Source organism: Geodermatophilaceae bacterium NBWT11 (assembly GCA_014218215.1).
Taxonomy (GTDB): Bacteria; Actinomycetota; Actinomycetes; order Mycobacteriales; family Geodermatophilaceae; genus Klenkia.
This window is the reverse complement of the sequence record CP043652.1, coordinates 4,141,954-4,165,045: the sequence shown is the minus strand read 5'-3', so window position 1 is coordinate 4,165,045 and position 23,092 is coordinate 4,141,954. Positions and strand designations below refer to the sequence as shown.

Genomic DNA, 23,092 nt, shown 5'->3' with positions numbered 1-23,092 from the left:
GCCCCCATGGCCAAGGTCGAGTACGACAAGCGCGGCCCCGTCGCGCACATCCGGCTGAACCGCCCCGAGGTCAAGAACGCCATCGACGTCGAGACCCACGAGCTGCTCGGCGACATCTGGCAGGACTTCGCCGACGACGACGACCTCCGGGTCGCCGTCCTCACCGGCACCGGTGACGCGTTCTGCGCCGGCGCCGACCTGAAGACCCACGTCCCCGAGTGGGACGGCGTGGGTCCGATGCTGGCCCGCAGCAAGCTGCCCGACGGGTTCGCCGGCGGGATCACCCGCGGCCGGCACCGGATCTACAAGCCGGTCGTCGCGGCCCTCAACGGCTGGGTCCTGGGTGGCGGCCTGGAGCTGGCGCTGGCCTGCGACATCCGGATCGCCTCCGAGCACGCCCGGTTCGGCTCCTTCGAGCTGCGCCGCGGCATGCACCCCGCCGACGGCGGCATCGTGCGGCTGGTGAACATCTGCGGCGCCGGGATCGCGCTGGAGATGGAGCTGACCGGGGAGCCGATCGACGCGCAGCGGGCGCTGCAGGTGAACATGGTCTCCCAGGTGGTGCCGCACGAGGACCTGATGACGGTCACCGACCAGGTCGTCGCCTCGATCCTGCGCAACGACCGGCGGGCCGTGGAGTCGGCCAAGGAGACCATCCTTGAGGTCATCGGCCGGCCGCTGGACGACCAGCTCAAGCTGGAGGCGCTGCTGGGCTACGCGATCTGCGGGGACAACCCGGCGATCCGCGAGCGGTCGGAGGCGTTCTTCGCCAAGACCGACGCCGGTCGGGCCGGCACCGCCCCGACCCCGCTGGTCGCCGCGGAGGACGCCCGGTGATCGACCACCGGCCGGTCTACGACGACGAGCACCGCGACTTCCGCCGGCAGGTCCGGCGCTTCCTGGCCGCCGAGGTGGCCCCGCACTTCGCCGACTGGGAGGCCGCGGAGATCGTCCCCCGCGACCTGTGGACCAAGGCCGGCGCGGCGAGCCTGCTGTGCCCGCAGCTGCCCGAGGAGTTCGGCGGCACCGGGGACTTCCGCTACAACGCCGTCGTGATCGAGGAGACCTCCTACGCCGGGTTCGCCGGGGTGGCCGGCAACTTCACCGCACACAGCGACGTCGCCGTCGGCTACGTGGAGGAGTACGCCCGCCCCGAGGTCCAGCAGGCCTGGCTGCCGAAGATGCTCTCCGGCGAGGCGGTGTGCTCCATCGCGATGAGCGAGCCCGCGGCCGGCAGCGACCTGCAGGGCCTGCAGACCCGGGCCGTCCGGGACGGTGACCACTGGGTGCTGAACGGGTCCAAGACCTTCATCTCCAACGGCCAGCACTGCGACGTCAGCGTCGTGGTCGCCCGCACCGACCCGGACGCCGGCTCCCGTGGCTTCAGCCTCTTCCTGGTCGAGGCCGACAGCCCCGGCTTCGTGCGGGGCCGCAACCTGGCCAAGATGGGTCACCACTGCTCGGACACCTCCGAGCTGTTCTTCTCCGACGTCCGGGTGCCTGCGGCGCACCTGCTCGGCGAGGAGGGGGGCGGGTTCGAGCTGATGATGCGTCAGCTCCCGCAGGAGCGGTTGATCATCGCCGTCGCCTCGCTGGCGGCCGCCCAGCGGGCCTTCGAGCTCACCGTCGAGCACGTCACCGGCCGCACCGCCTTCGGGACGACGGTCGGGGCGATGCAGCACACCCGGTTCACCCTGGCCGACCTGAAGGCGGACCTCGCCGTGGGCTGGGCGTTCGTCGACCAGTGCCTGGCGCAGAACCGCACCGGCGAGCTCACCGCGGAGAGCGCCTCCATCGCCAAGCTGTGGGTCACCGAGATGCAGGGCCGGCTCACCGACCGGTGCCTGCAGTTCTTCGGCGGCTACGGCTTCATGCAGGAGTACGAGATCAGCCGGGCGTTCACCGACGCCCGGATCCAGCGGATCTACGGCGGCTCCTCCGAGATCATGCGGGAGATCATCTCGAGGTCGTTCCGACCCGCACCGGCGCGCCCGGGTCCGGCACCCGGCCACTGACCAGGCCCCCCAGGTACCAGGCGGTCGCCTCGGCCCGGTTCGCCGCGCCGAGCTTGCGGAGGAGCCGTTTGACGTGGGACTTCACCGTGCCGGTGGTGATCACCAGCTGCTGGCCGATGCGTTCGTTGGTCGCCCCGGTGGCGATGAGCCGGAGCACGTCCCGCTCCCGGGCGGTGAGGTCGACGGCATCGGCGGTGGACACCTCGGGCACCGGGGCCGCCCCCGCTCGGTGGGCCCGGAGCTCCCGGGTGAGCACCGCCCGGTCCAGCACCGCGGACAGCCCACCGGCGAAGGACCGGAGCACGGCCTGGTCGTGCCGGAGGTCGGCCTCGCCGGCCGGTCCGTCGGGGCGGACGTCGGCGTGCAGCAGGGCCACCACCGAGCCCTGGACGACGACCGGTTCGACCACGTAGCTGCCGGCCACCGAGACGTCCCGCAGCAGGGTGTGCACCCGGGCGTCGGTCGACCGGATGAGCACGCTGCGGGCGGTGCGCACGACGTCGGCCTCGGGGAACCCGTGGGCGAGGTCGATGGTCGGGTGCTGCCCGACCCAGCTGGCGAAGGCCCGGGCCGGACGACCACCCGGACGGGCCCGGGTCGCCGACGGCACCCAGCTGCCACCCCGGACCTCGGAGGCCATCACCCGGTCGAGACCGCAGCGCAGCACGAGCTCGCGGCAGGCCTGCGCCAGCACCTCCTCGGCCCCCGGGGCGGACCGGAGGCCGAGCACCGCGTCGTCGGTGGCGTCCCGCCGGCGCAGCTCGCGGGCCCCCAGCTCGTCGTGCACCGCCAGCTGGACCCGGTGCAGCGCGGCCAGGCACCCGGCGAGCACGACGACGTCCGCGTGCGGGAGCTCGGTGGCCAGGGCGCGGTGCACGTCCCGGCGGACCCGCTCCAGCTGCTCGTCGGCCAGCACCAGCCGCCGACGCGGTGAGCCGGTGCCACGGGAGGCCAGCACCGCGGCCTGCGCGCGCGACACCACGGCGTCGACCTGTCCGGCCAGCGTCACAGCGAGGACCGGTAGCCGTACCGCGGGCTGCGGCTGTGCGCGAACTCGAAGACGCCGGTGCCCCGGACGCCGGCCCAGTCGAAGGCGGCCAGCCGGTCGGTCAGCGCGGAGTCCAGCGTGCGCGGGCCGACCGTGCCGTCGAGCGGGTACTCGTCGTGCTCGAGGTGGTCCCGGCCCACCGGGTGGCCGTGGCCCCCGCCGTACCCGGCGCCGGCCATGAAGCCACCATCGGCCGACCCGTCGGCGTCGACCAGCATCACCTCACCCGTCGCCGTGGTGACCCGCACCCGGCCCGAGCGCAGGTCGAGCAGGTCGTCGAAGACCAGGTCGTGCACGACGTCGGCGATCGGGTCCAGCCCGCCGTCCTCGTGCATGACGGCGCCCTCCAGCAGGATCCGGCCGTGGTCGCGGTCCTCCACTAGCAGGAAGCCGACCGACCGGTCCGGGAACTGCGCCTGGAACCACAGGTGCAGACCCTGACCGCCGCTCATGGTGCGCACGCCGCGGCTGCGATCACGCTGGCCGAACCACCCCGTGACGTCGTGCTCCCGGCCGTCGACGGTCACGGTGCCCTCGTACCGGCCGCTCTGGAACAGGTGCTCGAAGGACGACGCTGGACCGGCCCCGTTCGGCACCGCGACGTCGCCCGACCAGGCCGGGGTGCGGGCCCGCCAGACGAGGTCGAAGGCCACCCCGGTGGGGTTGTCGGCCAGGGTCAGCGCCCAGGTCGTCATCGGCTCGACCACCCGGAAGCCGAACGGGCCCACCCCGGACCCGTCCGTGGCCGACAGCTCGGTGGAGAACCGCAGGTTGCGCTGCCGGCCCCCGTGCACCAGGACGACGAACCCGTCGACCACGTCGGCCGGCGGGTACAGACCGCAGCCCACGAGGAGGGACAGGTCGGTGGAGTCCGGGGCGTGCAGGTTGAACACGAAGCGGTCGAAGAACCGGTCCGGCAGCCCGGTGGCAGTGGGGGCGACGAGGTCGTCGTGGAAGGTCACGGGTCCTCCTGGGGGGCCGGCAGCCCGGCGCTGGTGTGGGCGGCCCGCAGGAACGAGCGGACCAGCTGGGGGTCGCGGTAGTAGAGGTCACCGATGCCCTCGACCGCACGGCGGCGGCCGTACTCGTAGAGCACGGCGAGCTTCCAGTGCGCGAGCGTCTCGAACCAGGGCAGCGCGGTGAGGTCGGCGCCGGTGGCCTCCTGGTAGCGGCGGGCCAGCGCGACCCGGTCGGGCCAGCCGTCGCCGAGCATCGCCGTCCCCAGCTCCTGCGTGGGGGTGTGCGGCCGGCCGGCGACCGGGACCGAGGCCAGCAGGTAGCCCAGGTCGAACAGCGGGTCGCCCAGCGTGGCGAGCTCCCAGTCGAGCACCGCGGCGACCCGGGCCGGCGTCCCGGTGGAGAGCACGACGTTGCCCAGCCGGTAGTCGTTGTGCACGACGGTCGCCCCGGACTCAGCGGGCACGTGTGAAGCGAGCCAGTCCTGGACGGCGCGGAAGGCCACCGGCGGGCGGCCCTCGTCGTCGGCCACCAGCCGGGCCATCCGGTGCAGGTGCCGGCCGTTGAAGCCCTCGGGCCGGCCGAGCCCGGCCATCCCGGCCGCCTGCCAGTCGACGGCGTGCAGTGCGGCGAGGGTGTCGACCAGCGACTCCCCCGCCGCCCGGCGTTGAGCGGGGTCGGCCAGGGTGGGTGGCTCATCGGTGGTGACGACGTCCCCCTCGATCAGCTCCATCACGAAGCACGGCACGTCCAGCAGCTCCCCGGCCGCGGCCGTGATGAGCACCGCGGGCACCGGCACCCCGGAGCCGACCAGGCCCCGCAGGAACGCCGCCTCGCGGAGCACGTCGTGCGCGCCGGGCGGTACCGGAGGTGGCGGCGGACGGCGGAGCACGAAGGACGCCGTGCCGTCGGTGAGCCGGTAGGTCAGGTTGGAGTGGCCGTCGCCGATCCGCTCGGGGGCCCGGAGGTCCCCGTGCACCAGCCCCCGGCCACGGAGCTCCGCCTGAAGCTGCGCCAGCGCCGCGGCCGGCACGTCGGTGGTCACGAGCTCAGGACCCGGTGAAGCGCGGCGGCCGGCGCTCCGTGAACGCGGTCAGCGCCTCGGCCATGTCCGCGGTCTGGGCCAGCAGTGCCTGGCCGCGGTTCTCCAGCTCCAGGGCTGCGGTGTAGGAGCCGACCTCCTGGTTGCGCTGGATCGACCGCTTGGACATCCGCACCCCGCCCGGGGAGTTGCCGGCGATCTGCCGGGCGGTGGCCAGGGCGTCGTCCAGCACGTCCTCGGTGGAGACCCGGTTGACCAGCCCGATCGCTGCAGCCTCGGCGGCCCGGACCAGCCGGCCGGTGTAGCCGATCTCGGCGGCGAGTCCGGTGCCGATCAGCCGGGTGAGGTGGAAGGAGGTGCCGAGCTCGCCGATGGACAACCCGACCCGGACGAACGCGGTGCTGAACACCGCGTCCGGCGAGGCGAGGCGGATGTCGGCGGCCAGGGCCAGGGAGAGCCCGCCGCCGGTGGCCGGGCCGCGGACGGCGGCGATCACCGGGAAGGGCAGGTGCCGCAGCAGGGACATCCCGGTGGCGGCGGTCTCCTGGAAGGTGAGGAACTCCAGGAGCCCCATGGTGGTGATGACCTCGACCTCGTCCAGGTCGAAGCCGGCGCAGAAGGCGCGGTCGCCCGCCCCGGTGACCACCAACGCCCGCAGGCTGGTGTCCCGAAGCACCCGTGCCACGGTCACGTACTCGCTGAACATCGCGACCGTCTGGGAGTTCATCCTGTCCGGCCGGTCGATCCGCAGCACCCCGATGGCCCCCGTGGGCTCGTCGAGCACCTCCAGGGACAGCGTCTCCAGCAGCGGCGCGGGGCGCGGCGGGCCCTGGCGCATCGGCAGCAGCACGGTCATCGGCCGGTGAACACCGGCGGGCGGCGCTCCTTGAAAGCGGCCAGCGCCTCGGGCATGTCCGACCCCCGGGTGAGCAGAGCCTGGCCGCGGTTCTCCAGCTCCAGCGCGGCCGCGAACGAGCCGACCTCGAGGTTGGCTTGCAGCGCCCGCTTGGACAGCCGCACGCCACCGGGTGAGTTCGCGACCATGGCGGTGGCCAGCGCGACCGCCTCCTCGAGCAGCGTCTCGGCGGGCACCACCCGGTTGAGCAGCCCCATCCGGGCGCTCTCCTCGGCGTCGACCGACCGGCCGGTGAAGCAGATGTCGCTGGTGCGGGCCGGGCCGATCAGCCGGGTCAGCAACCAGGAGGCCCCGAGGTCGCCGGCGGACAGGCCGATCCGGACGAACGAGGCGGTGAAGACCGCGGTGGGCGACCCCAGCCGCAGGTCGGCGGCGAGGGCCAGCGACATGCCGCCGCCGGCGGCCGGTCCGTTCACCGCGGCGATCACCGGGGCCCGCATGCTGCGGACCGCCAGCAGCGCGCGGGCCGCGCGCTCCTGCTGGTCGAGCATGCCCAGCGCGCCCAGCGTCGGGAGCTCCTCGGCGTCGGCCAGGTCGTAGCCGGAGCAGAAGCCCTTCCCGGCGCCGGTGAGCACGACCACGCGGCACCCGTCGTCGGCGTCCAGCGTGTGCGACACGTGCTCGAGCTCATCGAACATCGTGTTGGTCATGGCGTTGTACCGGCCGGGCCGGTTCAGCGTCAGCACCACGACGCCGGGGGCCGGGCGGTCCAGCAGCAGGGTCTCGTACGGGGTGTCGACCACGTCGTCCTCACTCATCGGAGACTCCTCATCGGAACTCTGGCTTGCGCTTGCCGACGAAGGCGGCGATGCCCTCGGCGGCCTCGCCGTCGGTGAACAGGCCCTGCTCCTGGGCCACCTCGAACTCGGCGCCCTCGGCCAGCGGCAGGTCGTCGGCGGCGTCGACGGCGCGGACGACGGCGAGCTGCGCGGGCAGCGAGGCCCGGGACAGCTCGGCGGCCAGCGCGAGGGCGGCGGTGAGCGCGTCGCCGTCGGTGAGCCGGTCGACCAGCCCGATGGCGAGCGCCTCGTCGGCGGGCACCTGGCGACCGGTCAGCATGATGTCCAGAGCTCGTCCTCGGCCGACCAGGCGGGGCAGCCGCTGGGTGCCGCCGGCGCCGGGGATCAGCCCGATGGCCACCTCGGGCAGGCCGAACCGGGCCGCGGGGCCGGCGACCCGCAGGGTGCAGGCCATCGCCAGCTCGAGTCCGCCGCCGAGAGCCATCCCGTCGACCGCGGCCACGGTGAGGAACCCGGCCGCTGCGATCCGGTCGTTGGCCGCCCGCATCAGCGCGCCGTAGGCCAGGAAGGACTCGGCGTCGATCGTGGCGAGGTGCTTGATGTCGGCGCCGGCGGCGAAGAAGCCGGGCAGCGTCGAGGAGATCACCAGCACCCGGACGTCACCGGCGGCCTCCGCGGCGTCCAGCGCTGCGTGCAGCCCGTCCAGCAGCTCGGGGGCCAGCGCGTTGGCCGGCGGCCGCTGCAGCACCACCGACCAGACACCTGGCGCCGACGTGCTCCAGCCGACCACCCCGGCGTCGCTCATCCGGCCATGGTCAGGCCGCCGCTGACCGACAGGGTCTGGCCGGTGACGAACCCGGCGCCGTCGGAGAGGAAGAACGCCACGGCGGGTCCGATGTCGGCCGGGGTGCCCAGCCGCTTCATCGGCACGCCGCGGGTCATCCCGGCGATGACCTTCTCGGCGTCGCCGGCGTTGGCCGCGAAAGACCGCAGCGCGGGGGTGTCGGTGGGCCCGGGGCACACGGCGTTCACGGTGACCCCGGAGCCGGCGACCTCCCGGGCCAGGGTCTTGCCGAAGCCGATGATGCCGGCCTTGGCGCCGGAGTAGACGGCCTCCAGGGACGACCCGACCCGGCCGGCGTCGGAGCTGATGTTCACGACCCGGCCGAAGCGGCGCTCGACCATGCCGGGGACGACGGCCTGGCTGACCCGCAGCGCGCCCTTGAAGTTCAGGTCGAGGATCTTGTCCCAGAAGTCCTCGGTGGTGTCCAGGAACGGCATGAAGTCGTCCCAGCCCGCGTTGTTGACCAGGCACTCCACCGGGCCCAGCCGGCTCTCCACGTCGGCGACCGCGGACCGCACCGCGGCGGTGTCGGTGACGTCCATGGCCACCGCGACGGCTGTTCCGCCGGCTGCCTCCAGCTCCGTAGCGGTCTGGGTGGCGACGTCGAGGGCGCGGTCGGCGATCGCGACCTGGAAGCCCTGCTCGGCCAGCGTGGTGGCGATGCCCCGGCCGATGCCCTGGGCACCTCCGGTGACCAGTGCGACGCGGTTGCTCATGGGCGTTCCTCTCGGGGAGCCACGACGACGTCGTCGTGGGGTGGGCGGGGCGTCATCGACGCACCGTCAGGCTGCGGGTGAGGTCCTCGTGGTGTTCGGGCGCGGCCACGCCGACGAGCCGACGGGCCCGCTCGGCGACGGTGCAGCCGGTCAGGTGTGCGGTGCCGTGCTCGGTGACGACGGCGTCGACGTCGACCCGGCCGGTGCTGACCACCGCTGAGTCCAGCTGGGCCCGGATGGTCGAGGCCCCGCCGGACGTCGAACGCAACGCGATCACCGAGCGCGCACCGGTGAGGCTGGCCGCCCGGCTGAAGTCGACCTGTCCGCCGACGGCGCCGACGTGCACACCACGCCGGACCTCGGCGCCGACCTGGCCGAGCAGGTCGACCTCGATCGCCGAGTTGACCGCGACCAGTGAGCGCAGCCGGGACAGCACGGCCGGGTCGTGGGTGTAGCTGGCGGCCCGGAAGCGCACCGGGTGGTCGGCGAGGCGTCGGTACAGGGCTGCCGAGCCGAGCGCGGCGCCGGTGACGACCAGGCCGGGGTCGATCTCCTTGCGGGCGCCGGTGACCACGCCGCGCTCGACCAGGTCCAGCACGCCGTCGGTGATCATGCCGCTGTGCACGCCGAGGTCGCGGTGCCCGGCCAGTGCCTCGAGCACGGCGTTGGGGAGGGACCCGACGCCCAGCTGCAGGGTGTCGCCGTCCTCGACGAGCGCGGCGACGTGTGCGGCGATCTGGCGTTCGACGTCGTCGGGGGCCCGGACCGGCGCATCGCGCAGCGGTCGGTCGGTGCGGACCACGGCGGCGAAGGCACTCAGCGGCAGCCGCGCGGTGCCCTCGGTGGCCGGCATCTGCGCGTTGACCTCGGCGACGAGGGTGCGGGTGTGCGCGATCGCGTCGGCGACGTACTCGACCCCGATGCCGAGGGAGACCGTGCCGTCGGCGTCGGGCGGGGAGACCTGCAGCAGGCCGACGTCGTGCGGCAACGCGCCGCTGGCGAACAGCCGGGGCAGCGCCGAGTAGTGGCAGGGCACGACCTCCAGCCGGCCCGAGGCGGCCAGGCCGCGCAGCTCGCCGAGCCCGCCGTAGGACAGCACGGTCAGCTCGGGCGGCGGGTCGGCCAGCCGCGGGTTCCAGGTCAGGCCGCTGAAGGCGCGCAGCGGGCCGATCGCACCGACCTGGTCCAGCAGTGCGTCGACCAGCGGTTCGGGTTCGGCGGGGCCCTGGCCCCACCAGACGCCGTCGCCGGGCCGGAGCAGGGCGGCGAGGTCGATCAACCGTCGACCCGCTGCACGAGGGTGGCGGTGCCCAGACCCCCGCCGCAGCACATCGTGACCAGTCCGAGCTCGACGTCGCGGCGCTCCATCTCGGCCAGCACGGTGGCGAACAACCGGGCGCCGGTGGCCCCGACCGGGTGCCCCAGGGCGATCGCGCCGCCGTTGACGTTGACCCGGTCCATGTCGGGCCGGAGCTCCTGCTCGAAGGCCAGCACGACCGAGCTGAACGCCTCGTTGACCTCGATCAGGTCGATGTCGCCGATCAAGAGGCCGTTGCGCTCGAGCAGCTTGCGGGTGGCCGGGATGGGTCCGGTCAGCATGATGACCGGGTCGACCCCGACGGTGGTCTGGTCGAGCACCCGGGCCCGGGCCCGGAGGCCGTGCTCGGTGACGGCGTCCCGGGAGGCCACGATGACGCCGGCAGCACCGTCGCAGATCGGGGACGACGTACCGGCGGTGACCCGCCCGTTCTCGGCACGGAAGACGGTGCGCAGCCCGGCCAGGGACTCCATCGAGGTGCCCGGGCGCAGCGTCTGGTCGCCGACCCGCAGCTCGCCGTCGCGCTCCGTCGGGATCATCTCCCGGTCGAAGCGCCCGGCGGCCAGGGCCTCGGCGGCCAGCGCGTGCGACCGGACGGCGAAGGCGTCCATCGCCGTGCGGCTGATGTCCCAGCGCTCGGCGATGAGCTCGGCGCTCTCGCCCTGGGTGACGAAGTCGTAGCGCTCGCGCAGCTGAGGCGGCCAGGGGTCGCCGTAGGTCTCGGAGATGACGCCGGTGGCGGTCATCGGCACGTGTCCCATGTGCTCGACCCCCCCGGCCAGCACCAGGTCGTGGGTGCCGGAGGAGACCAACGCAGCGGCCATCTCCACCGCGGTCTGGGCCGACCCGCACCGGCGGTCCAACACCGTGGCCGGGACCTCGGCCGGGTAGCCGGCCTGCAGCCAGGCATTGCGGGCGATGTTGCGGGACTGCTCCCCGAACGGTGCGGTGCAGCCGACGACGAGGTCGTCGATCAGCTCGGGCGCCAGCCCGGTGGCCTGCAGCAGGGCGGTGTAGACCGTGCCCAGCAGCTCGTTGGGGTGGGTGTCGCGGAACCAGCCCTTCTCGGGGTGCGAGCGACCCATCGGGGTGCGCAGGGCCTCGACCAGGAGCGCCTCGCGGCCGTGCGCGGCGAAGGGCCCGGTGGTGCGCGCCATCAGATGACCGTCCCGCCGTCGACGGGCAGGACCTGCCCCGTGATGTAGCCGGCCGCGTCGGAGGCGAAGAAGACGAACGCACCGGCGATCTCGTCGGGCTCGGCCCACCGTCCCAGCGGGATGCGGGCCAGGGTCACCGCGGCCAGCTTCTCGTTGCTGCGGATGTTCTCGGTCATCGCGGTGGCGGCCAGCGGCGCCACCGCGTTGACGGTGATCTGCCGGCGGGCGAGCTCCTTGGCCAGCGACTTCGTCATGCCGACGATCGCGGACTTGGCGGCGGAGTAGTTGACCTGCCCGATGGTGCCCACCAGCCCGGCCGCCGACGTCACGTTGAGCACCCGCCCGGTGCCGTCCTCGGCCAGGTGCGGCAGCGCGGCCTGGGTGACGGTGAAGGTGCCACCGACGTGCACGTCGAGGACGAACCGGAACTGGTCGGCGGTCATCTTGTGGAACATCGCCGGGGCGATCGCACCGGCGTTGTTGACCAGCACGTGCAGCGTCCCACCGGTCAGCGCGGCGGCCTGCGCGACGACCTCGGCGGCCCGGTCGGCGTCGCGCACGTCCAGGGCGGCGGAGTCCGCCGTCCCGCCGGCCCCGACGATCTCCTCCGCCACGGCAGCGGCAGCGTCGCCGTCCAGGTCGGAGACCAGGACGGCGGCTCCGGCGGCGGCGTATGCCCGGGCGACCGAAGCGCCGATGCCGGCCCCGGCTCCGGTGACCAGGGCCGAGCGCCCTGCCAGGGAGAACATCAGTAGCTCCGGGGCAGGCCGAGCACGTGCGAGCCCAGGAAGTTGAGCACCATCTCCTGGCTCAGCGGCGCGATCTTGAGCAGCCGGGCCTCCCGGAAGTAGCGGCCCACGTGGTACTCCTCGGAGTAGCCCATCCCGCCGTGGGTCTGCAGCGCACGGTCGGCGGCCTCGAAGCCGGCGTCGGCGCACAGGTACTTGGCGGTGTTGGCCTCCCGGGCGCACGGCAGGCCCTGGTCGTAGAGCCAGGAGGCCTTGCGCAGCACCAGCTCGGCTGCGTCCAGGCGTGCCAGGGAGTCCGCCAGCGGGAACTGGATCCCCTGGTTCATCCCGATCGGGCGGCCGAACACCTCGCGCTCGTTGCCGTAGCGGACCGCCCGGTCCAGGGCGACCCGGCCGAGCCCCAGGGCCTCGGCAGCGACCAGCATCCGCTCAGGGTTCAGCCCGTCGAGGATGTAGGAGAACCCCTTGCCCTCCTCGCCGATCCGGTGCTCCTCGGGGATCCGCAGGTCGTCGATGAAGAGCTCGTTGGAGCTGACGGCGTTGCGGCCGATCTTCTTGATCGGCCGGACGTCGACGTGCGCTCGGTCCAAGTCGGTGAAGAACAGGGTGAGGCCGTCGGTCTTGCGCGGGGAGTCCTCGAACTTGGCCGTCCGGGTGAGCAGCAGGATCTTCTCGGACTCCATGGCCTTGGAGATCCACACCTTGCGGCCGTTGACCACGTAGTCCGAGCCGTCGCGCTTGGCGAACGTGGTGATCTTCGTGGTGTCCAGGCCGGCGCCGGGCTCGGTGACGCCGAAGCAGACGTGCAGGTCGCCGTTGACGATGCGCGGCAGGTTCTCCTGCTTCATCTCCTCCGACCCGTGCACGATCACCGGGTGCATGCCGAAGATCGACATGTGGATCGCGCTGGCGGCGTTCATCCCGCCACCGGAGGCCGCGACGCCCTCCAGCAGCAGGGTGGCCTCGGTGATCCCCATGCCGTGACCGCCGTAGGCCTCCGGCGTGGTCATGCCCAGCCAGCCGCCCGAGGCGAAGGCCTCGTAGAACTCGGTGGGGAAGTCGTGCGCCTGGTCCTTCTCCATCCAGTACGTGTCGTCGAACTGCGCAGCCAGTTCCGTCACGGCCTTGCGGATCGTCGTCTGGTCCTCGGTGAGGTCGAAGTCCATGGGGAACCCTCCTGCGCTCGACTGCCGACCCGCCGAAGTTAGCATTGGTCAGACCGAATGACTAGGCCAGCTGGAGCTGGTCCGCCAGCCGCTCGCGCCACCGGTCGGAGGAGCCGAACAGCTGCTCGGTGAGCCGTGCGCGCTTGCCGTACAGGTGCAGGTCGTGCTCCCACGTGTAGCCGATCGCGCCGTGCACGGTGAGCGCGCTCTCCGCCGTCCGCACCGCCTCGGCGGTCACCTGCGACGTGACCGCCGCTGCCACGCGGGCGGCGTCGGGGCCACCGGCCTCGACCACGGCTGCGGCGACGGGCACCACCGACCGGGCCGCCTCCACCCCCACCAGGATCGTCGCGGCGGCGTGCTTGACCGCCTGGAACGAGGCGATCGGCTTCCCGAACTGGTGCCGCTGCTTGCTGTACTCCACGGTCAGCTCGAGCATCCGGGCCGAGACCCCCAGCGCGTCGGCGGCCAGCAGCACGGCGGCCCGCACCGAGGCCCGGCCCAGCACGAGGTCGGCGTCGACGGCCAGCACCACCCCGGCGGCACCGTCGAGGTGGACGTCACCGATCGCGCGGGAGCGGTCCAGCGGCCGGCGGGCGACGACGCGCACGGCCTCGCCGTGGGCGTCCACGAGCACCAGCCGGCGCCCCTCGGCGTCTGCGACCGGGACCACCAGCCAGCGCACCCGGTCGGCCCCCAGCACCCGGGGCACCACGCCGGTGACGACGCCGTCGGCCCACGGGAGCCCCGCCGTCTCCTCCGGCACCACCTCGGCCGGGACGACGAGCGCCGCACCGGCGCCCTCCAGCGCGGCCTGCGACTCGGCCCGCCCGGCGAGGGCCGGCAGGGCGAGCACCGTGGCCAGCCAGTGCGACGACGGCGCGCAGGCCCGGGCCAGCTCCTCGGCGGTCACGGCGAGCTCGGCGAGCCCGCCACCCTGTCCTCCGAGCTCCTCGGCGACCCCCACCCCGGACCACCCGTCGGTCACGAACCGCTGCTCGAACGGCGACGGGTCGTGCGCGTCGTACCACCCGCGCGCGGCCTCCAGGGAGGCCGCGTCGGCCAACCAGGAACGCAGCGCGCTGCCGTAGTCCAGCAGCTCTTCCGACATCGACCACAGCACTGTGTCGTCTCCCTCAAACCGGTCGGTGGGTACGGGACGGGACCGGCGCACACCTATGCTCACGGTCTGACCAAAGACCGGAGAGGTGGGTGCCGCCATGGTGGAACCGACGAGCACGGGCCCCGCACTGCGCAGCTCGGTGCAGCTGACCCCGATCCAGGTCCCGAAGGCCTCCGACGTGCTCGCCCACGACCTGCGCGAGCGGATCCTGCGCTCGGAGTACCCGGAGGGCACCGCCCTGCCCCCCGAGCGTGAGCTGGTCACCCAGACCCACATGAGCCGCACGACGGTGCGCGAGGCGTTGCGCATCCTCGAGGTGCAGGGGCTGGTGCGGATCAAGACCGGTCGCAGCGGTGGGGCCTTCGTGCAGCGCCCTGGCCAGGAGTCGGTGGCCAGCACCGTGGACCTGCTCATCCGCGGGCAGCACATCCGGATGGTCGCCCTGCTGGAGACCCGCGAGGGCATCGAACCGGTCTGCGCCCAGCTCGCCGCCAAGTACCGCACCGAGGAGGACCTGGACCGCCTCGAGGCGGCCAACGCCGCCATCTCGGTGGACACCGGCTCGCTGGAGGACTTCCTGCAGGCCAACGTCGACTGGCACGTCGCGGTCGCGCAGGCCAGCCACAACGAGCTGCTGACCGGCTTCATGCTCGCGCTGTCCCGGGCGATCTACGCCTCGACGGACAACAAGGGCTTCATCGACGCCGAGGTCCGCGGGCACACGGTGCACGCGCACCGCACGATCACCCAGGCCATCCGCGACCGCGACCCCGAGGCCGCCGTCCGCCGGATGAACCGGCACGTGCACGCCTACGCCGAAGCCGTGCTCGAGGTGGAGGACCGCACCGAGATCGACGTGCCCTGACCGGTTCGTCACGAGCGCGGCATCCCGAGGATCCGCTCGGCCACGATGTTGCGCTGGATGAAGGTCGACCCGCCGGCGATGGCGGTGCCCCGGGCCTGGTTGGCCAGCCGCAGCCAGCGCCGGGCCGGCGCCTCCTCCTCGTCGAGCTCCCACTGGTCGGCCAGCGGCTCCAGCGACAACCGGAAGTCGGCGAGGTCCTCGACGAGGGGGCAGAAGTACAGCTTGCCGATGGAGGTGACCGGGCCGGGGGGCTCGCCGGCCACGGTCGCGGCGACGACCCGCTGACCGATCGTGCGGTGCACGTAGGCCCGGGCCCACAGGTCGGCGACGTGTGCCCGGACGTCGGGCCGCTCCCCCAGCGGTCGGCCGTCTGCACCGGTCATCGTGCGGACGTCGTCGATGACGTCTTGGACGGCCTTGGTGGTGTTGACCCGTCCGGTGGCGATGGCCACCCGCTCGAAGGCCAGCGTGGTCATGGCCACGGACCAGCCGCCGTCCACCTCGCCGACGACGGCCCCGTCGGGCAGGAAGACGTCGTCCAGGAAGACCTCGTTGAACTCGGCCTCACCGAGCTGGTGCCGCAGCGGCCGGATGGTGACGCCCGGGGTGTCCATCGGCAGCAGGAAGTACGTGATGCCGCGGTGCCGCTCCCCTCCCCCGGTGCGGGCGAGCAGGATCGCGTGTGCGGCGACCTGCGCGCGGCTGGTCCAGATCTTCTGGCCGGTGATCCGCCAGCCGCCGTCGGCTCGCTCCGCGCGGGTGCGCAGCGATGCCAGGTCCGACCCCGAGTCGGGCTCGGAGAACAGCTGGCACCAGATCTCGCTGCCGTCCAGGATCGGCCGCAGGTACCGCTGCTTCTGCTCGGGCGTGCCCAGGTGCGCGATGGTCGGGCCGGCGAAGTCCTCACCGATGGTGTTCAGCCGCTCGGGGGCACCCACGAGGTCGCACTCCTCGGTGAACACCGCGCGCAGGCCCTCGTCGAGCCCCTGGCCGCCGTACTCGACGGGCCAGGTGAGCCCGGCCAGGTCGGCGTCGACCAGCATCCGCTGCCACTGCCGCCAGAACGGCGCCTTCTGCGCCAGGTCGGCGGGCTCGGGCCAGGGCAGCTGTGTCAGCTGCTCGGCCAGGAACGCCTGCACCCGGGCCCGGAACTCCGCCTCGACCGGTGTGTCCTGGAGTTCCACGTCCCCACCCCTCGCCGTCCTGCAATTGGTCAGACCATACGCATCGAGATCGCGGGCTGACAACCGTCAGCGGCCGCGCCACTCCGGCGGCCGCTTCTCCCGCAGGGCGGTGACCCCCTCCACGACGTCCTCGGTGGTCAACGCGAGGGCCAACTGGCCCTGCAGGTGGGCCAGCGCGCCGTCCAACGGCAGGTCCTGGGTGGCCGCCAGCGCCTCCTTGCCCAGCCGCATCAGCAGGGGCGACCGCGAGGCGATGTGTCCGACCCAGGCGTCCAGCTCGGCGTCGAAGTCCTCGACCGGCCACACGGCGTTGACCACGTGCAGGTCCTGCGCCTGCTCGGCGGTCATCAGCCGACCGGTCATCATCAGCTCGTTGGCCTTCGCCCGAGGCACGCTGCGGTAGATCAGCGCGGAGATCATGAACGGGAAGACGCCCACGTTGATCTCGGGGCACCCCATCTGCACCCCGGCGCGGGCGACCACCATGTCGCAGGCCAGGGCCAGGCCGAAGGCGCCGGCCAACAGGTCGCCGTCCGCGGCGCACACCACGGGCTTGCCGAGGTCGCGCAGCAGCCGGAACACCCGAGGGAAGCGGTCCAGCCCGGCGTACTTGTCGATCGGCGTCCGGGTGCTGGAGAACGCCTTGAGGTCTCCCCCGCTGGAGAACACCCGGGTGCCCGTCGAGGCCAGCACGACCACCCGGACGGCGGGGTCGCGGCGCGCCTCCTCCAACCGGGCGAGCAGCTGGTCGAGCAGGGCATCGGTGAGCGCGTTGCGGGTGGCGGGGTCGTCGAGCACCACCCGGGCCACGCCCCGATCGTCGACGACGTACTGGACGAGGGTGTCGGACACGGTTCTCCTCTGCTCGGCCTATGGCCAGACCTTTCGCTTACGCGACCGATCGTGACATGCTCCCGGCGCACTGGCCCCCCAGCGACGTGAGGACCGATCCATGCACATGCCCAGCGTGAGCGACCGCTACGACGACACCCAGATCGCGGAGCACCGCGCCGCCGGGTTCTGGACCGACGACACCTTCACGGACGTCCTCGCGCAGCAGGTCGCCGCCCGTGGGTCCGCCACCTTCGTCACCGACGGCACCGTCTCCCTGACCTACGCCGAGCTGGACGAGGCCGCCCTCCGGGTGGCTGCCGGGCTCCGTCGGCGGGGGGTCGGTCCCGGTGACCGGGTCGCCGTCCAGCTGCCGAACTGGGCGGAGTTCGTCGTCGTCGCGGCGGCGCTGAGCCGGATCGGGGCGGTGATGGTGCCGATCATGACGATCTACCGCGGCGACGAGGTGGGCCACGTGCTGGCCGACGCCGAGGTCAGCGCCGTCGTCACCCCCGGGACGTTCCGGGGCTTCGACCACCTCGGGATGATCACCGAGCTCGCTGCGTCGAGCCCCGGTCTGCACACCGTCGTCGTGGTCCGGGGCGACACCCCGTCCGGTGGGGACCTCGTCGTGTCCCTCGAGGACGTCACCGTCGCCGGCGACCCGGCCGCGCTGGCCGAGGAGGTCGGCCCGGGGGTCGGCCCGGACGACCCGTACGTCGTCGTCTACACCTCGGGCACGACCGCCCGCCCCAAGGGCTGCGTGCACACGTTCAACACCTACTGCTCCGGGGCCCGCCAGCTCGTCATCGGCTTCGGGTACACCGCCGACGACGTGCAGTTCGGCCCGTCACCGGTCACCCACACGACCGGCCTGGTGACCAGCGTCCTGCTGCCCCTGCTCGTCGGCGCCGGCACGCACCTGATGGCCGACTGGGAGCCCAACCGCGGACTGGAGGAGATCGCCCGCTTCGGTTGCACCGTGTCGGTCACCGCGACCACGTTCCTGCAGATGCTGGTGGCCGCCTACGACCCCCAGGTGCACGACGCCTCGTCCCTGCGGGCCTGGGTGTGCGCTGGGTCCCCCATCCCGAGCGCCGTGGTCGAACGGGCCGTCGCCGCCCTGCCCGACATGCGCGTGCTCAGCCTGTACGGCCGCAGCGAGAACCTGTGCACCACGACCTGCACCGTCGACGACGCGCCGGAACGGTCACTGACTTCCGACGGCTCCGCGGTGCCCGGCAGCTCGATCCAGGTCGTGGACGGCGGGGTGCCGAGGTCCCGGTGGGCGACGAGGGCGACATCGCCTTCCTCGGCCCCAGCCACATGCTGGGCTACCTCCACCAGCCCGAGGAGACCACCGCCCTCTACACCCCGGCCGGCTACTCGCGGTCCGGTGACCTGGGCCGGATGGACGCCGACGGCTTCGTCCGGGTCACCGGGCGCACGAAGGACATCATCATCCGCGGCGGGATGAACATCAGCGTCCGCGAGATCGAGGACCTGCTGTCGGCGCACCCGGGTGTCCGGGCGGCCGCGGCGGTGGGCATGCCCGACGAGCGGATGGGCGAGCGGGTGTGCTGCTACGTCGTCCCGACCGACCCGGCCGATCCGCCGTCCCTGGAGACGCTCAAGCAGTACCTGCTCGACCGCGACGTGGCCGTGCAGAAGGCACCGGAGCGTCTCGAGCTGCTGGACGCCCTGCCCACGACGGCGACCGGCAAGATCCAGAAGCACCTGCTGCGTCGGGACATCGCGGCCAAGCTCGAGGCCGCGTCGGTGCCGTCCTGAGCGGCCCGCCCAGCCTCAGCCACGAGGGGCATGGCGGGTCACCGTGGCCATGGTGCACACCCGCCCGGCGGCGTTGCGGCCCACGACCCGCACCATCCCCAGCGTGCGCCCCCGGTGCACCAGCTCGGACCCGAAGGTCGTCTCCGCGGAGACGCTGAGCGGCCGCAGGTAGACGATGTGCACCGACGAGGTGACGAAGGACGGGTCGCCGAGCACGGCGCCGGCCACCAGTTCCGAGGCCAGCAGCGAGATCCCGCCGTGCAGGTTCCCCGCCGGGTTCGCCAGGTCGGTCGACCCCGGGAGCACCAGCTCGCCGTCCTCGCCGTGCCGGTGCAGTCGGCCGCCGATGGCCGCGAGCGCGTCGCGGTCCGGGTCATCCGCAGCCGCCGGCACGGGGACGGCGGCGGCGACGGCGCTGGGGTCCCCGGGGACGAACCGCTGCCGCTGGGTGGCCACCGCCACGCTCCGTCCCTCCCCGTCGCGCACCTCGCCACGGGCCAGACCGCCGGAGGAGTCCCGGCCGACGACCCGACCGGCGACGGTGAGCACCGCCCCGTCACCGGGGACGTCCGCGACCAGTTCGACGGTGATCTCGGTGCTCACCGACCACGAGCCCGCCGGGCGGGACATCAGCACGCAGGAGCCGAGGACGTCGTCGACCACGACCCCCAGCGAGCCGGCGCAGGGGCTGCCGTCCGGCGTCGTCGTCCACCGGCCGGTGCGCATCGAGCCGCGGAACTCGTCGGCATGCTGCGTCACGACACCCACGCCCAGGAGGTGTTCGGGCCCGCCGCGCACCAGCGAGACGGAGGTGCCAGACGGGGGCGGCCTCACGCGGTCGCCGCGTCCCGTTCCGCCACCAGATCGGCGAAGGCCAGGATGGCCTGGCACTGCTTGTAGGACGCGTCGTCCTGCATCTTCCCGTCGACCATCGACGCACCGGTCCCGTCGGCCAGGGTCTCCACGACCCGGCGGGCCCAGGCGACCTGGTCGGCGTCGGGGGTGAAGACGGTGCGAGCGACCTCGATCTGGACCGGGTGCAGGCTCCAGGCACCGATGCAGCCCATCACGTAGGCGTTGCGGAACTGGTCCTCGCAGGCCACCACGTCGGCGATGTCGCCGAAGGGCCCGTAGTAGGGGTGGATGCCGGCCATCCGGCAGGCGTCGACCATCCGGGCGATCGTGTAGTGCCAGAGGTCCTGCTGCGCGGTGGCCCGCCGGCCGTGCACGTCACCGTCGACGGCGTCGGTGCGCACCAGGTAGCCGGGATGCCCCCCACCGACCGCCGTGGTCTTCATCTGCCGGTCGGCGGCCAGGTCGGCCGGGCCCAGTGAGACGCCCTGCAGCCGGGGGCTCGCGATGCAGATCTCCTCGACGTTGGCCACACCCCGTGCCGTCTCCAGGATGGCGTGCACCAGCACCGGGCGCGTGAGGCCCGCCTTGGCCTCCAGCTGGGCGATCAGCCGGTCGACGAACTGGATGTCCTCGGGCCCCTCCACCTTGGGGATCATCAGCACGTCGATCCGGTCACCCACCTCGGTCACCAGCCGGGTGACGTCATCGAGGAACCAGGGTGAGTTCAGGGCGTTGACCCGCGACCACAGGGCCGTCGTCCCGAGGTCGGCGGTGCGGGCGAACTGGACCAGGCCCTCGCGGGCCGCCTCCTTCCGGGAGGCCTGGACGGCGTCCTCGAGGTTGCCCAGGAGCACGTCGACCCGCGGGGCGAGGCCGGGCAGCTTGGCGACCATCTTCTCGTTCGAGGGGTCGAAGAAGTGGATCATCCGGGAGGCGACCGGGGGGATGGTCCGCAGCGGCGCGGGGGCGCCGACGGCGAGGGGCTGGAAGAAGTCACGGGGGCTGCGCACGGGGTCGGTTCTCCACGTCGTCGGGGGCTCGTCGTGGTTGTATCCAAACGCTGTTCGTATTTCTTGTCGAGCTGGAGGACCCCTCGTGTCGGACATGACGTGGAAGACGGCCATCGCCGAGGTGCAGGTGGACGACGTGGTGGTCCGCGGCCACCGGCTCAGCGAGCTGGTCGGGTCGGTGACGTACAGCGACATGGCGTTCCTGCTCATCCGCGGCTCGCTGCCCAGCGCCCCCGAGCGCGCCACGCTCGAGGCGATCCTGGTCAGCCTGGCCGACCACGGGATCTCGCCGTCCTCGATCGTGGCCCGGACCCTGGCCTCCTGCGGCACCCCGGTGCAGGCCAGCATCTCCGGCGCGCTGTTGAGCATCGCCGACTGGCACGGCGGCTCCGGGGAGGAGGTCGCGCAGCTGCTGACGTCGTTGGCCACCGACGACGAGGCCGCCCTCCGCGAGGCCTGCTCGACCCTGGTGCGGGACCGGAAGAGCCGACGCGAGCAGGTCCCCGGATTCGGTCACCCCCAGCACACCGACGGCGACCCCCGGGCCCGCCAGCTGCTGCGCATCGCGACCGAGCACGGCGTCGCCGCCACGTACTGCACCGCCCTGGCGACCCTGGGCGCGGTGCTGGCCGACACCACCGGCCGCGAGTCCCTGCGGCAGCCCAACGTCACCGGTGCGATCGCCGGCATCCTGCTGGACCTGGGCTTCCCCTGGACGGCGGTGCGAGGGGTGGTGATGTCGGCCCGCAGCCTGGGGCTCACCGCACACGTGGTGGAGGAACTGGAGCAGGGCAACAAGTGGCGGCACGTCTCCAGCGAGGACGTCGAGTACACCGGGCCGCCGGCCCCGGCGGTCTGAGGGTGGTCGCCCCCCGCCCGCGGGGCCGCCCGCGCGCCGGGGAGGACCGCAGCGAGGTCCGGATCGCCGAGATCACCGACGCCGCCGCCCGGCTCTTCGCCGAGCGGGGGTACGACGCCACCTCGGTGCAGGACGTCGGCGAGGCGGTCGGCATGCGCAAGGGCAGCCTCTACCAGTACATGGACAGCCGTGAAGACCTGCTGTTCTGGGTGCTCCGGCGCAACCACGAGCAGCTGCGCGCGCACACGACCGCCGCGCTCAGGGGCCTGCTGGACCCGGCAGCGGGGATCGCGGCCTTCGTCGGCGCCCACGTCGGGCACGTGCTGGACAACGCCGCCCTGTCTGCGCTGTACGCGCAGCGCTTTGCCACCCTGGAACGGCAACCGGCGCTGCGGGCCGAGATCCTCGCCCTCCGCCGGGACTACGAGGGCCTGCTCGTGGACCTCCTGCTCCGCGGGCAGTCCTCCGGTGACGTCGCGCCCGACCTGGACCCCTCGCTCACCGCCCGGTCGTTGCTGGCGATGTGCAACGCCGCCCACCTGTGGGCCGGCGACGCCGACCATCACGCCGTCGTCGCCCACCACGTGCGGTTGGCCGGCCGCGCCGTTGCTCCCCCCGAGGGTCAGTGATCCGGCATGGGGCCTGACAGGGCCCCGGTCACCACCTGCGCCATGCTCGTCAGGGCACCGTCCAGGTCGAAGTGGTCGGGGTCGAGCAGCCACTGGAAGGCGATGCCGCGGAAGGCGCCGACCCAGACGCCGGCCAGCGCGACGGTGTCGACCGACGCCGACACCGTCCCCTCGGCGATCCCGCGCCGGAGCAGGCGCTCGATCGTCGCCCGGTGCTGCCGGTGCATGTCGGCGACCCGCTCACGGATCTCGGGCACCAGCACCAACGACTCGAACAGGATCGAGTAGAGCGCCCGCATGTGGGTGGGCACCGTGTGCACGTTCTGCCGGGTCCGCTCCAGCACCAGCGTGAGCGCGGCGGGGACGTCGAGCTGGTCCAACTCGGGGTCCAGCCGGTCCTCGCTCCACTGGATGAAGTGCCGCTCCAGCAGGTGCCAGAGCAGGTTCTCCTTGGACCCGAACCGGCCGGTCACCAGGCCACGGCTGTACCCGGCCCGCTCGCCGATGGCCACCAGCGTCGAGCGCTCGTACCCGCGCTCGGCGATCAGGTCCACCGCGGCCTGCAGGAGCCGGCGGGTGGACATGTCCGACCGCTCCTGCTGCCCGTTCTGGCCCGACGACCGGCCGCTCACCTGCTCACCCCAGCAGCTGCGGACGCAGCAGCGCCTGCCACTGCGCGACGCCCTCCCGGACCGCCTCGGCCGGACGGGCCGCGACCTGCTCCGCCCGCTCCACTGCGCGGGCGTCGGCCTCGGCGTCGGCACACAGCTCGGTGACCAGTCCGATCTCCCGGGCCCGGGCCGCGTCCACCGGCTCGGCGCTGAAAGCGAGGTCGTAGGCGGCCCGGGCCCCGACCAGCGCCGTCTGGCCGGCCATCAGAGCCGACGGGAAGAACCCCGCCCGCAGCTCCGGCAGACCGAACGTCGCCCCCTCCGAAGCGATCACCAGCGGGCACGCGGCGAGGATGGCCAGACCGGCCCCGAACGCCGGCCGCCGGACCACGGCGGCCCAGTGGACCGGGGAGCTCAACAGCACGTCCACCACGTCGTCGACGGCGTGCCCGCTGGTCTCCAGCTCCTTCAGGTCGGCGCCGGCACAGAAGGCCGGGCCCTCGGCGGCGAGCACTGCGGAGCGAACGCCGGAGGAGACCATCGCCTCGACGGCGCTCCGGAGGTCCGCGGCCAGCTCGGAGTTCACCGCGTTGCGCTTGGCCCCCCGCGTCAGCGTCAACCGGGCGACGCCCTCGGACAGGTCGTCGACCTCGACCATGCTCACGG

Annotated in this window: 23 protein-coding genes and 1 pseudogene; 6 read left to right on the top strand and 18 right to left on the bottom strand. The window is 73.2% G+C overall.

Translation table 11 applies throughout. The features are described 5' to 3' along the window. Positions 1–6: 6 nt before the first annotated feature. Both F1C76_20240 and F1C76_20235 read left to right on the top strand, forming a co-directional pair. Complete coding sequence (locus F1C76_20240) at positions 7–837, top strand: enoyl-CoA hydratase/isomerase family protein (protein ID QNG38564.1); 831 nt, start codon at positions 7–9, stop codon at positions 835–837. Next, positions 834–2,015 carry an acyl-CoA dehydrogenase gene (locus F1C76_20235; GenBank protein ID QNG38563.1) on the top strand — a complete coding sequence of 394 codons (1,182 nt, stop codon included), beginning with the start codon at positions 834–836 and terminating at the stop codon, positions 2,013–2,015. The genes F1C76_20240 and F1C76_20235 overlap by 4 nt, the downstream gene beginning before the upstream one ends. Here the strand turns inward: F1C76_20235 and F1C76_20230 are convergent. From F1C76_20230 to F1C76_20175, 12 genes are all read right to left on the bottom strand, one after another. After that, positions 1,957–3,024 (bottom strand): hypothetical protein, encoded by a 1,068-nt coding sequence (locus tag F1C76_20230; protein QNG38562.1) that lies wholly within the window; start codon positions 3,022–3,024, stop codon positions 1,957–1,959. The two genes, F1C76_20235 and F1C76_20230, sit on opposite strands and share 59 nt — an antisense overlap. Beyond that, on the bottom strand, positions 3,021–4,025 hold the full coding sequence (locus F1C76_20225; protein ID QNG38561.1) for a hypothetical protein: 1,005 nt from the start codon (positions 4,023–4,025) through the stop codon (positions 3,021–3,023). Before F1C76_20225 ends, F1C76_20230 begins: the two co-directional genes overlap by 4 nt. Further along, positions 4,022–5,053 (bottom strand): phosphotransferase family protein, encoded by a 1,032-nt coding sequence (locus F1C76_20220; GenBank protein QNG39421.1) that lies wholly within the window; start codon positions 5,051–5,053, stop codon positions 4,022–4,024. The genes F1C76_20225 and F1C76_20220 overlap by 4 nt, the downstream gene beginning before the upstream one ends. 16 nt (positions 5,054–5,069) lie before the next feature. Beyond that, entirely contained in the window at positions 5,070–5,900 is an 831-nt protein-coding gene (locus F1C76_20215; protein ID QNG39420.1) for an enoyl-CoA hydratase/isomerase family protein, read from the bottom strand. 14 nt (positions 5,901–5,914) lie between these two features. After that, on the bottom strand, positions 5,915–6,736 hold the full coding sequence (locus F1C76_20210; protein QNG38560.1) for an enoyl-CoA hydratase/isomerase family protein: 822 nt from the start codon (positions 6,734–6,736) through the stop codon (positions 5,915–5,917). A 10-nt stretch (positions 6,737–6,746) separates the two neighbouring features. After that, positions 6,747–7,523 carry an enoyl-CoA hydratase gene (locus F1C76_20205; protein QNG38559.1) on the bottom strand — a complete coding sequence of 259 codons (777 nt, stop codon included), beginning with the start codon at positions 7,521–7,523 and terminating at the stop codon, positions 6,747–6,749. Beyond that, positions 7,520–8,278 carry an SDR family oxidoreductase gene (locus F1C76_20200; GenBank protein QNG38558.1) on the bottom strand — a complete coding sequence of 253 codons (759 nt, stop codon included), beginning with the start codon at positions 8,276–8,278 and terminating at the stop codon, positions 7,520–7,522. The genes F1C76_20205 and F1C76_20200 overlap by 4 nt, the downstream gene beginning before the upstream one ends. 52 nt (positions 8,279–8,330) lie before the next feature. After that, entirely contained in the window at positions 8,331–9,557 is a 1,227-nt protein-coding gene (locus tag F1C76_20195) for an acetyl-CoA hydrolase/transferase family protein (GenBank protein ID QNG38557.1), read from the bottom strand. Further along, positions 9,554–10,756, bottom strand: coding sequence for a thiolase family protein (locus F1C76_20190; GenBank protein QNG39419.1), 1,203 nt, complete (start codon positions 10,754–10,756; stop codon positions 9,554–9,556). The genes F1C76_20195 and F1C76_20190 overlap by 4 nt, the downstream gene beginning before the upstream one ends. Beyond that, positions 10,753–11,502, bottom strand: a complete 750-nt coding sequence (locus F1C76_20185) for an SDR family oxidoreductase (protein QNG38556.1) — start codon at positions 11,500–11,502, stop codon at positions 10,753–10,755. The genes F1C76_20190 and F1C76_20185 overlap by 4 nt, the downstream gene beginning before the upstream one ends. Continuing rightward, positions 11,502–12,668, bottom strand: coding sequence for an acyl-CoA dehydrogenase (locus F1C76_20180; GenBank protein QNG38555.1), 1,167 nt, complete (start codon positions 12,666–12,668; stop codon positions 11,502–11,504). Before F1C76_20180 ends, F1C76_20185 begins: the two co-directional genes overlap by 1 nt. A 61-nt stretch (positions 12,669–12,729) precedes the next feature. Further along, positions 12,730–13,791, bottom strand: coding sequence for an acyl-CoA dehydrogenase (locus tag F1C76_20175; GenBank protein ID QNG38554.1), 1,062 nt, complete (start codon positions 13,789–13,791; stop codon positions 12,730–12,732). Positions 13,792–13,888: 97 nt separating this feature from the next. On the opposite strand from F1C76_20175, the gene F1C76_20170 reads away from it, so the two are divergent. Continuing rightward, entirely contained in the window at positions 13,889–14,656 is a 768-nt protein-coding gene (locus tag F1C76_20170) for a FadR family transcriptional regulator (GenBank protein ID QNG38553.1), read from the top strand. Positions 14,657–14,664: 8 nt separating this feature from the next. On the opposite strand, the gene F1C76_20165 is transcribed toward F1C76_20170, so the two are convergent. Beyond that, positions 14,665–15,840 carry an acyl-CoA dehydrogenase gene (locus F1C76_20165; GenBank protein QNG38552.1) on the bottom strand — a complete coding sequence of 392 codons (1,176 nt, stop codon included), beginning with the start codon at positions 15,838–15,840 and terminating at the stop codon, positions 14,665–14,667. 66 nt (positions 15,841–15,906) lie between these two features. Next, a complete protein-coding gene (locus F1C76_20160) occupies positions 15,907–16,692 on the bottom strand; it encodes an enoyl-CoA hydratase/isomerase family protein (GenBank protein ID QNG38551.1) in 786 nt (261 codons plus the stop codon). Between the two features lie 100 nt (positions 16,693–16,792). On the opposite strand from F1C76_20160, the pseudogene F1C76_20155 reads away from it, so the two are divergent. After that, a pseudogene (locus F1C76_20155) lies at positions 16,793–18,462 on the top strand (AMP-binding protein). Positions 18,463–18,477: 15 nt separating this feature from the next. Here the strand turns inward: F1C76_20155 and F1C76_20150 are convergent. After that, positions 18,478–19,221: a PaaI family thioesterase gene (locus tag F1C76_20150; protein QNG38550.1), complete on the bottom strand. Its 744-nt coding sequence runs from the start codon at positions 19,219–19,221 to the stop codon at positions 18,478–18,480. Between the two features lie 71 nt (positions 19,222–19,292). Continuing rightward, a complete protein-coding gene (locus F1C76_20145) occupies positions 19,293–20,327 on the bottom strand; it encodes a CoA ester lyase (GenBank protein ID QNG38549.1) in 1,035 nt (344 codons plus the stop codon). Between F1C76_20145 and F1C76_20140 the strand changes: the two genes are divergently transcribed. Next, the gene (locus F1C76_20140) at positions 20,263–21,186 is read left to right on the top strand and encodes a citryl-CoA lyase (GenBank protein ID QNG38548.1); all 924 of its coding nucleotides are present in this window, start codon (positions 20,263–20,265) and stop codon (positions 21,184–21,186) included. The two genes, F1C76_20145 and F1C76_20140, sit on opposite strands and share 65 nt — an antisense overlap. Further along, on the top strand, positions 21,039–21,815 hold the full coding sequence (locus F1C76_20135) for a TetR/AcrR family transcriptional regulator (GenBank protein QNG39418.1): 777 nt from the start codon (positions 21,039–21,041) through the stop codon (positions 21,813–21,815). The genes F1C76_20140 and F1C76_20135 overlap by 148 nt, the downstream gene beginning before the upstream one ends. On the opposite strand, the gene F1C76_20130 is transcribed toward F1C76_20135, so the two are convergent. Both F1C76_20130 and F1C76_20125 read right to left on the bottom strand, forming a co-directional pair. Beyond that, entirely contained in the window at positions 21,809–22,447 is a 639-nt protein-coding gene (locus tag F1C76_20130) for a TetR family transcriptional regulator (GenBank protein QNG38547.1), read from the bottom strand. The genes F1C76_20135 and F1C76_20130 overlap by 7 nt on opposite strands. 4 nt (positions 22,448–22,451) lie before the next feature. Continuing rightward, complete coding sequence (locus tag F1C76_20125; protein ID QNG38546.1) at positions 22,452–23,090, bottom strand: enoyl-CoA hydratase/isomerase family protein; 639 nt, start codon at positions 23,088–23,090, stop codon at positions 22,452–22,454. Positions 23,091–23,092: the final 2 nt, after the last annotated feature.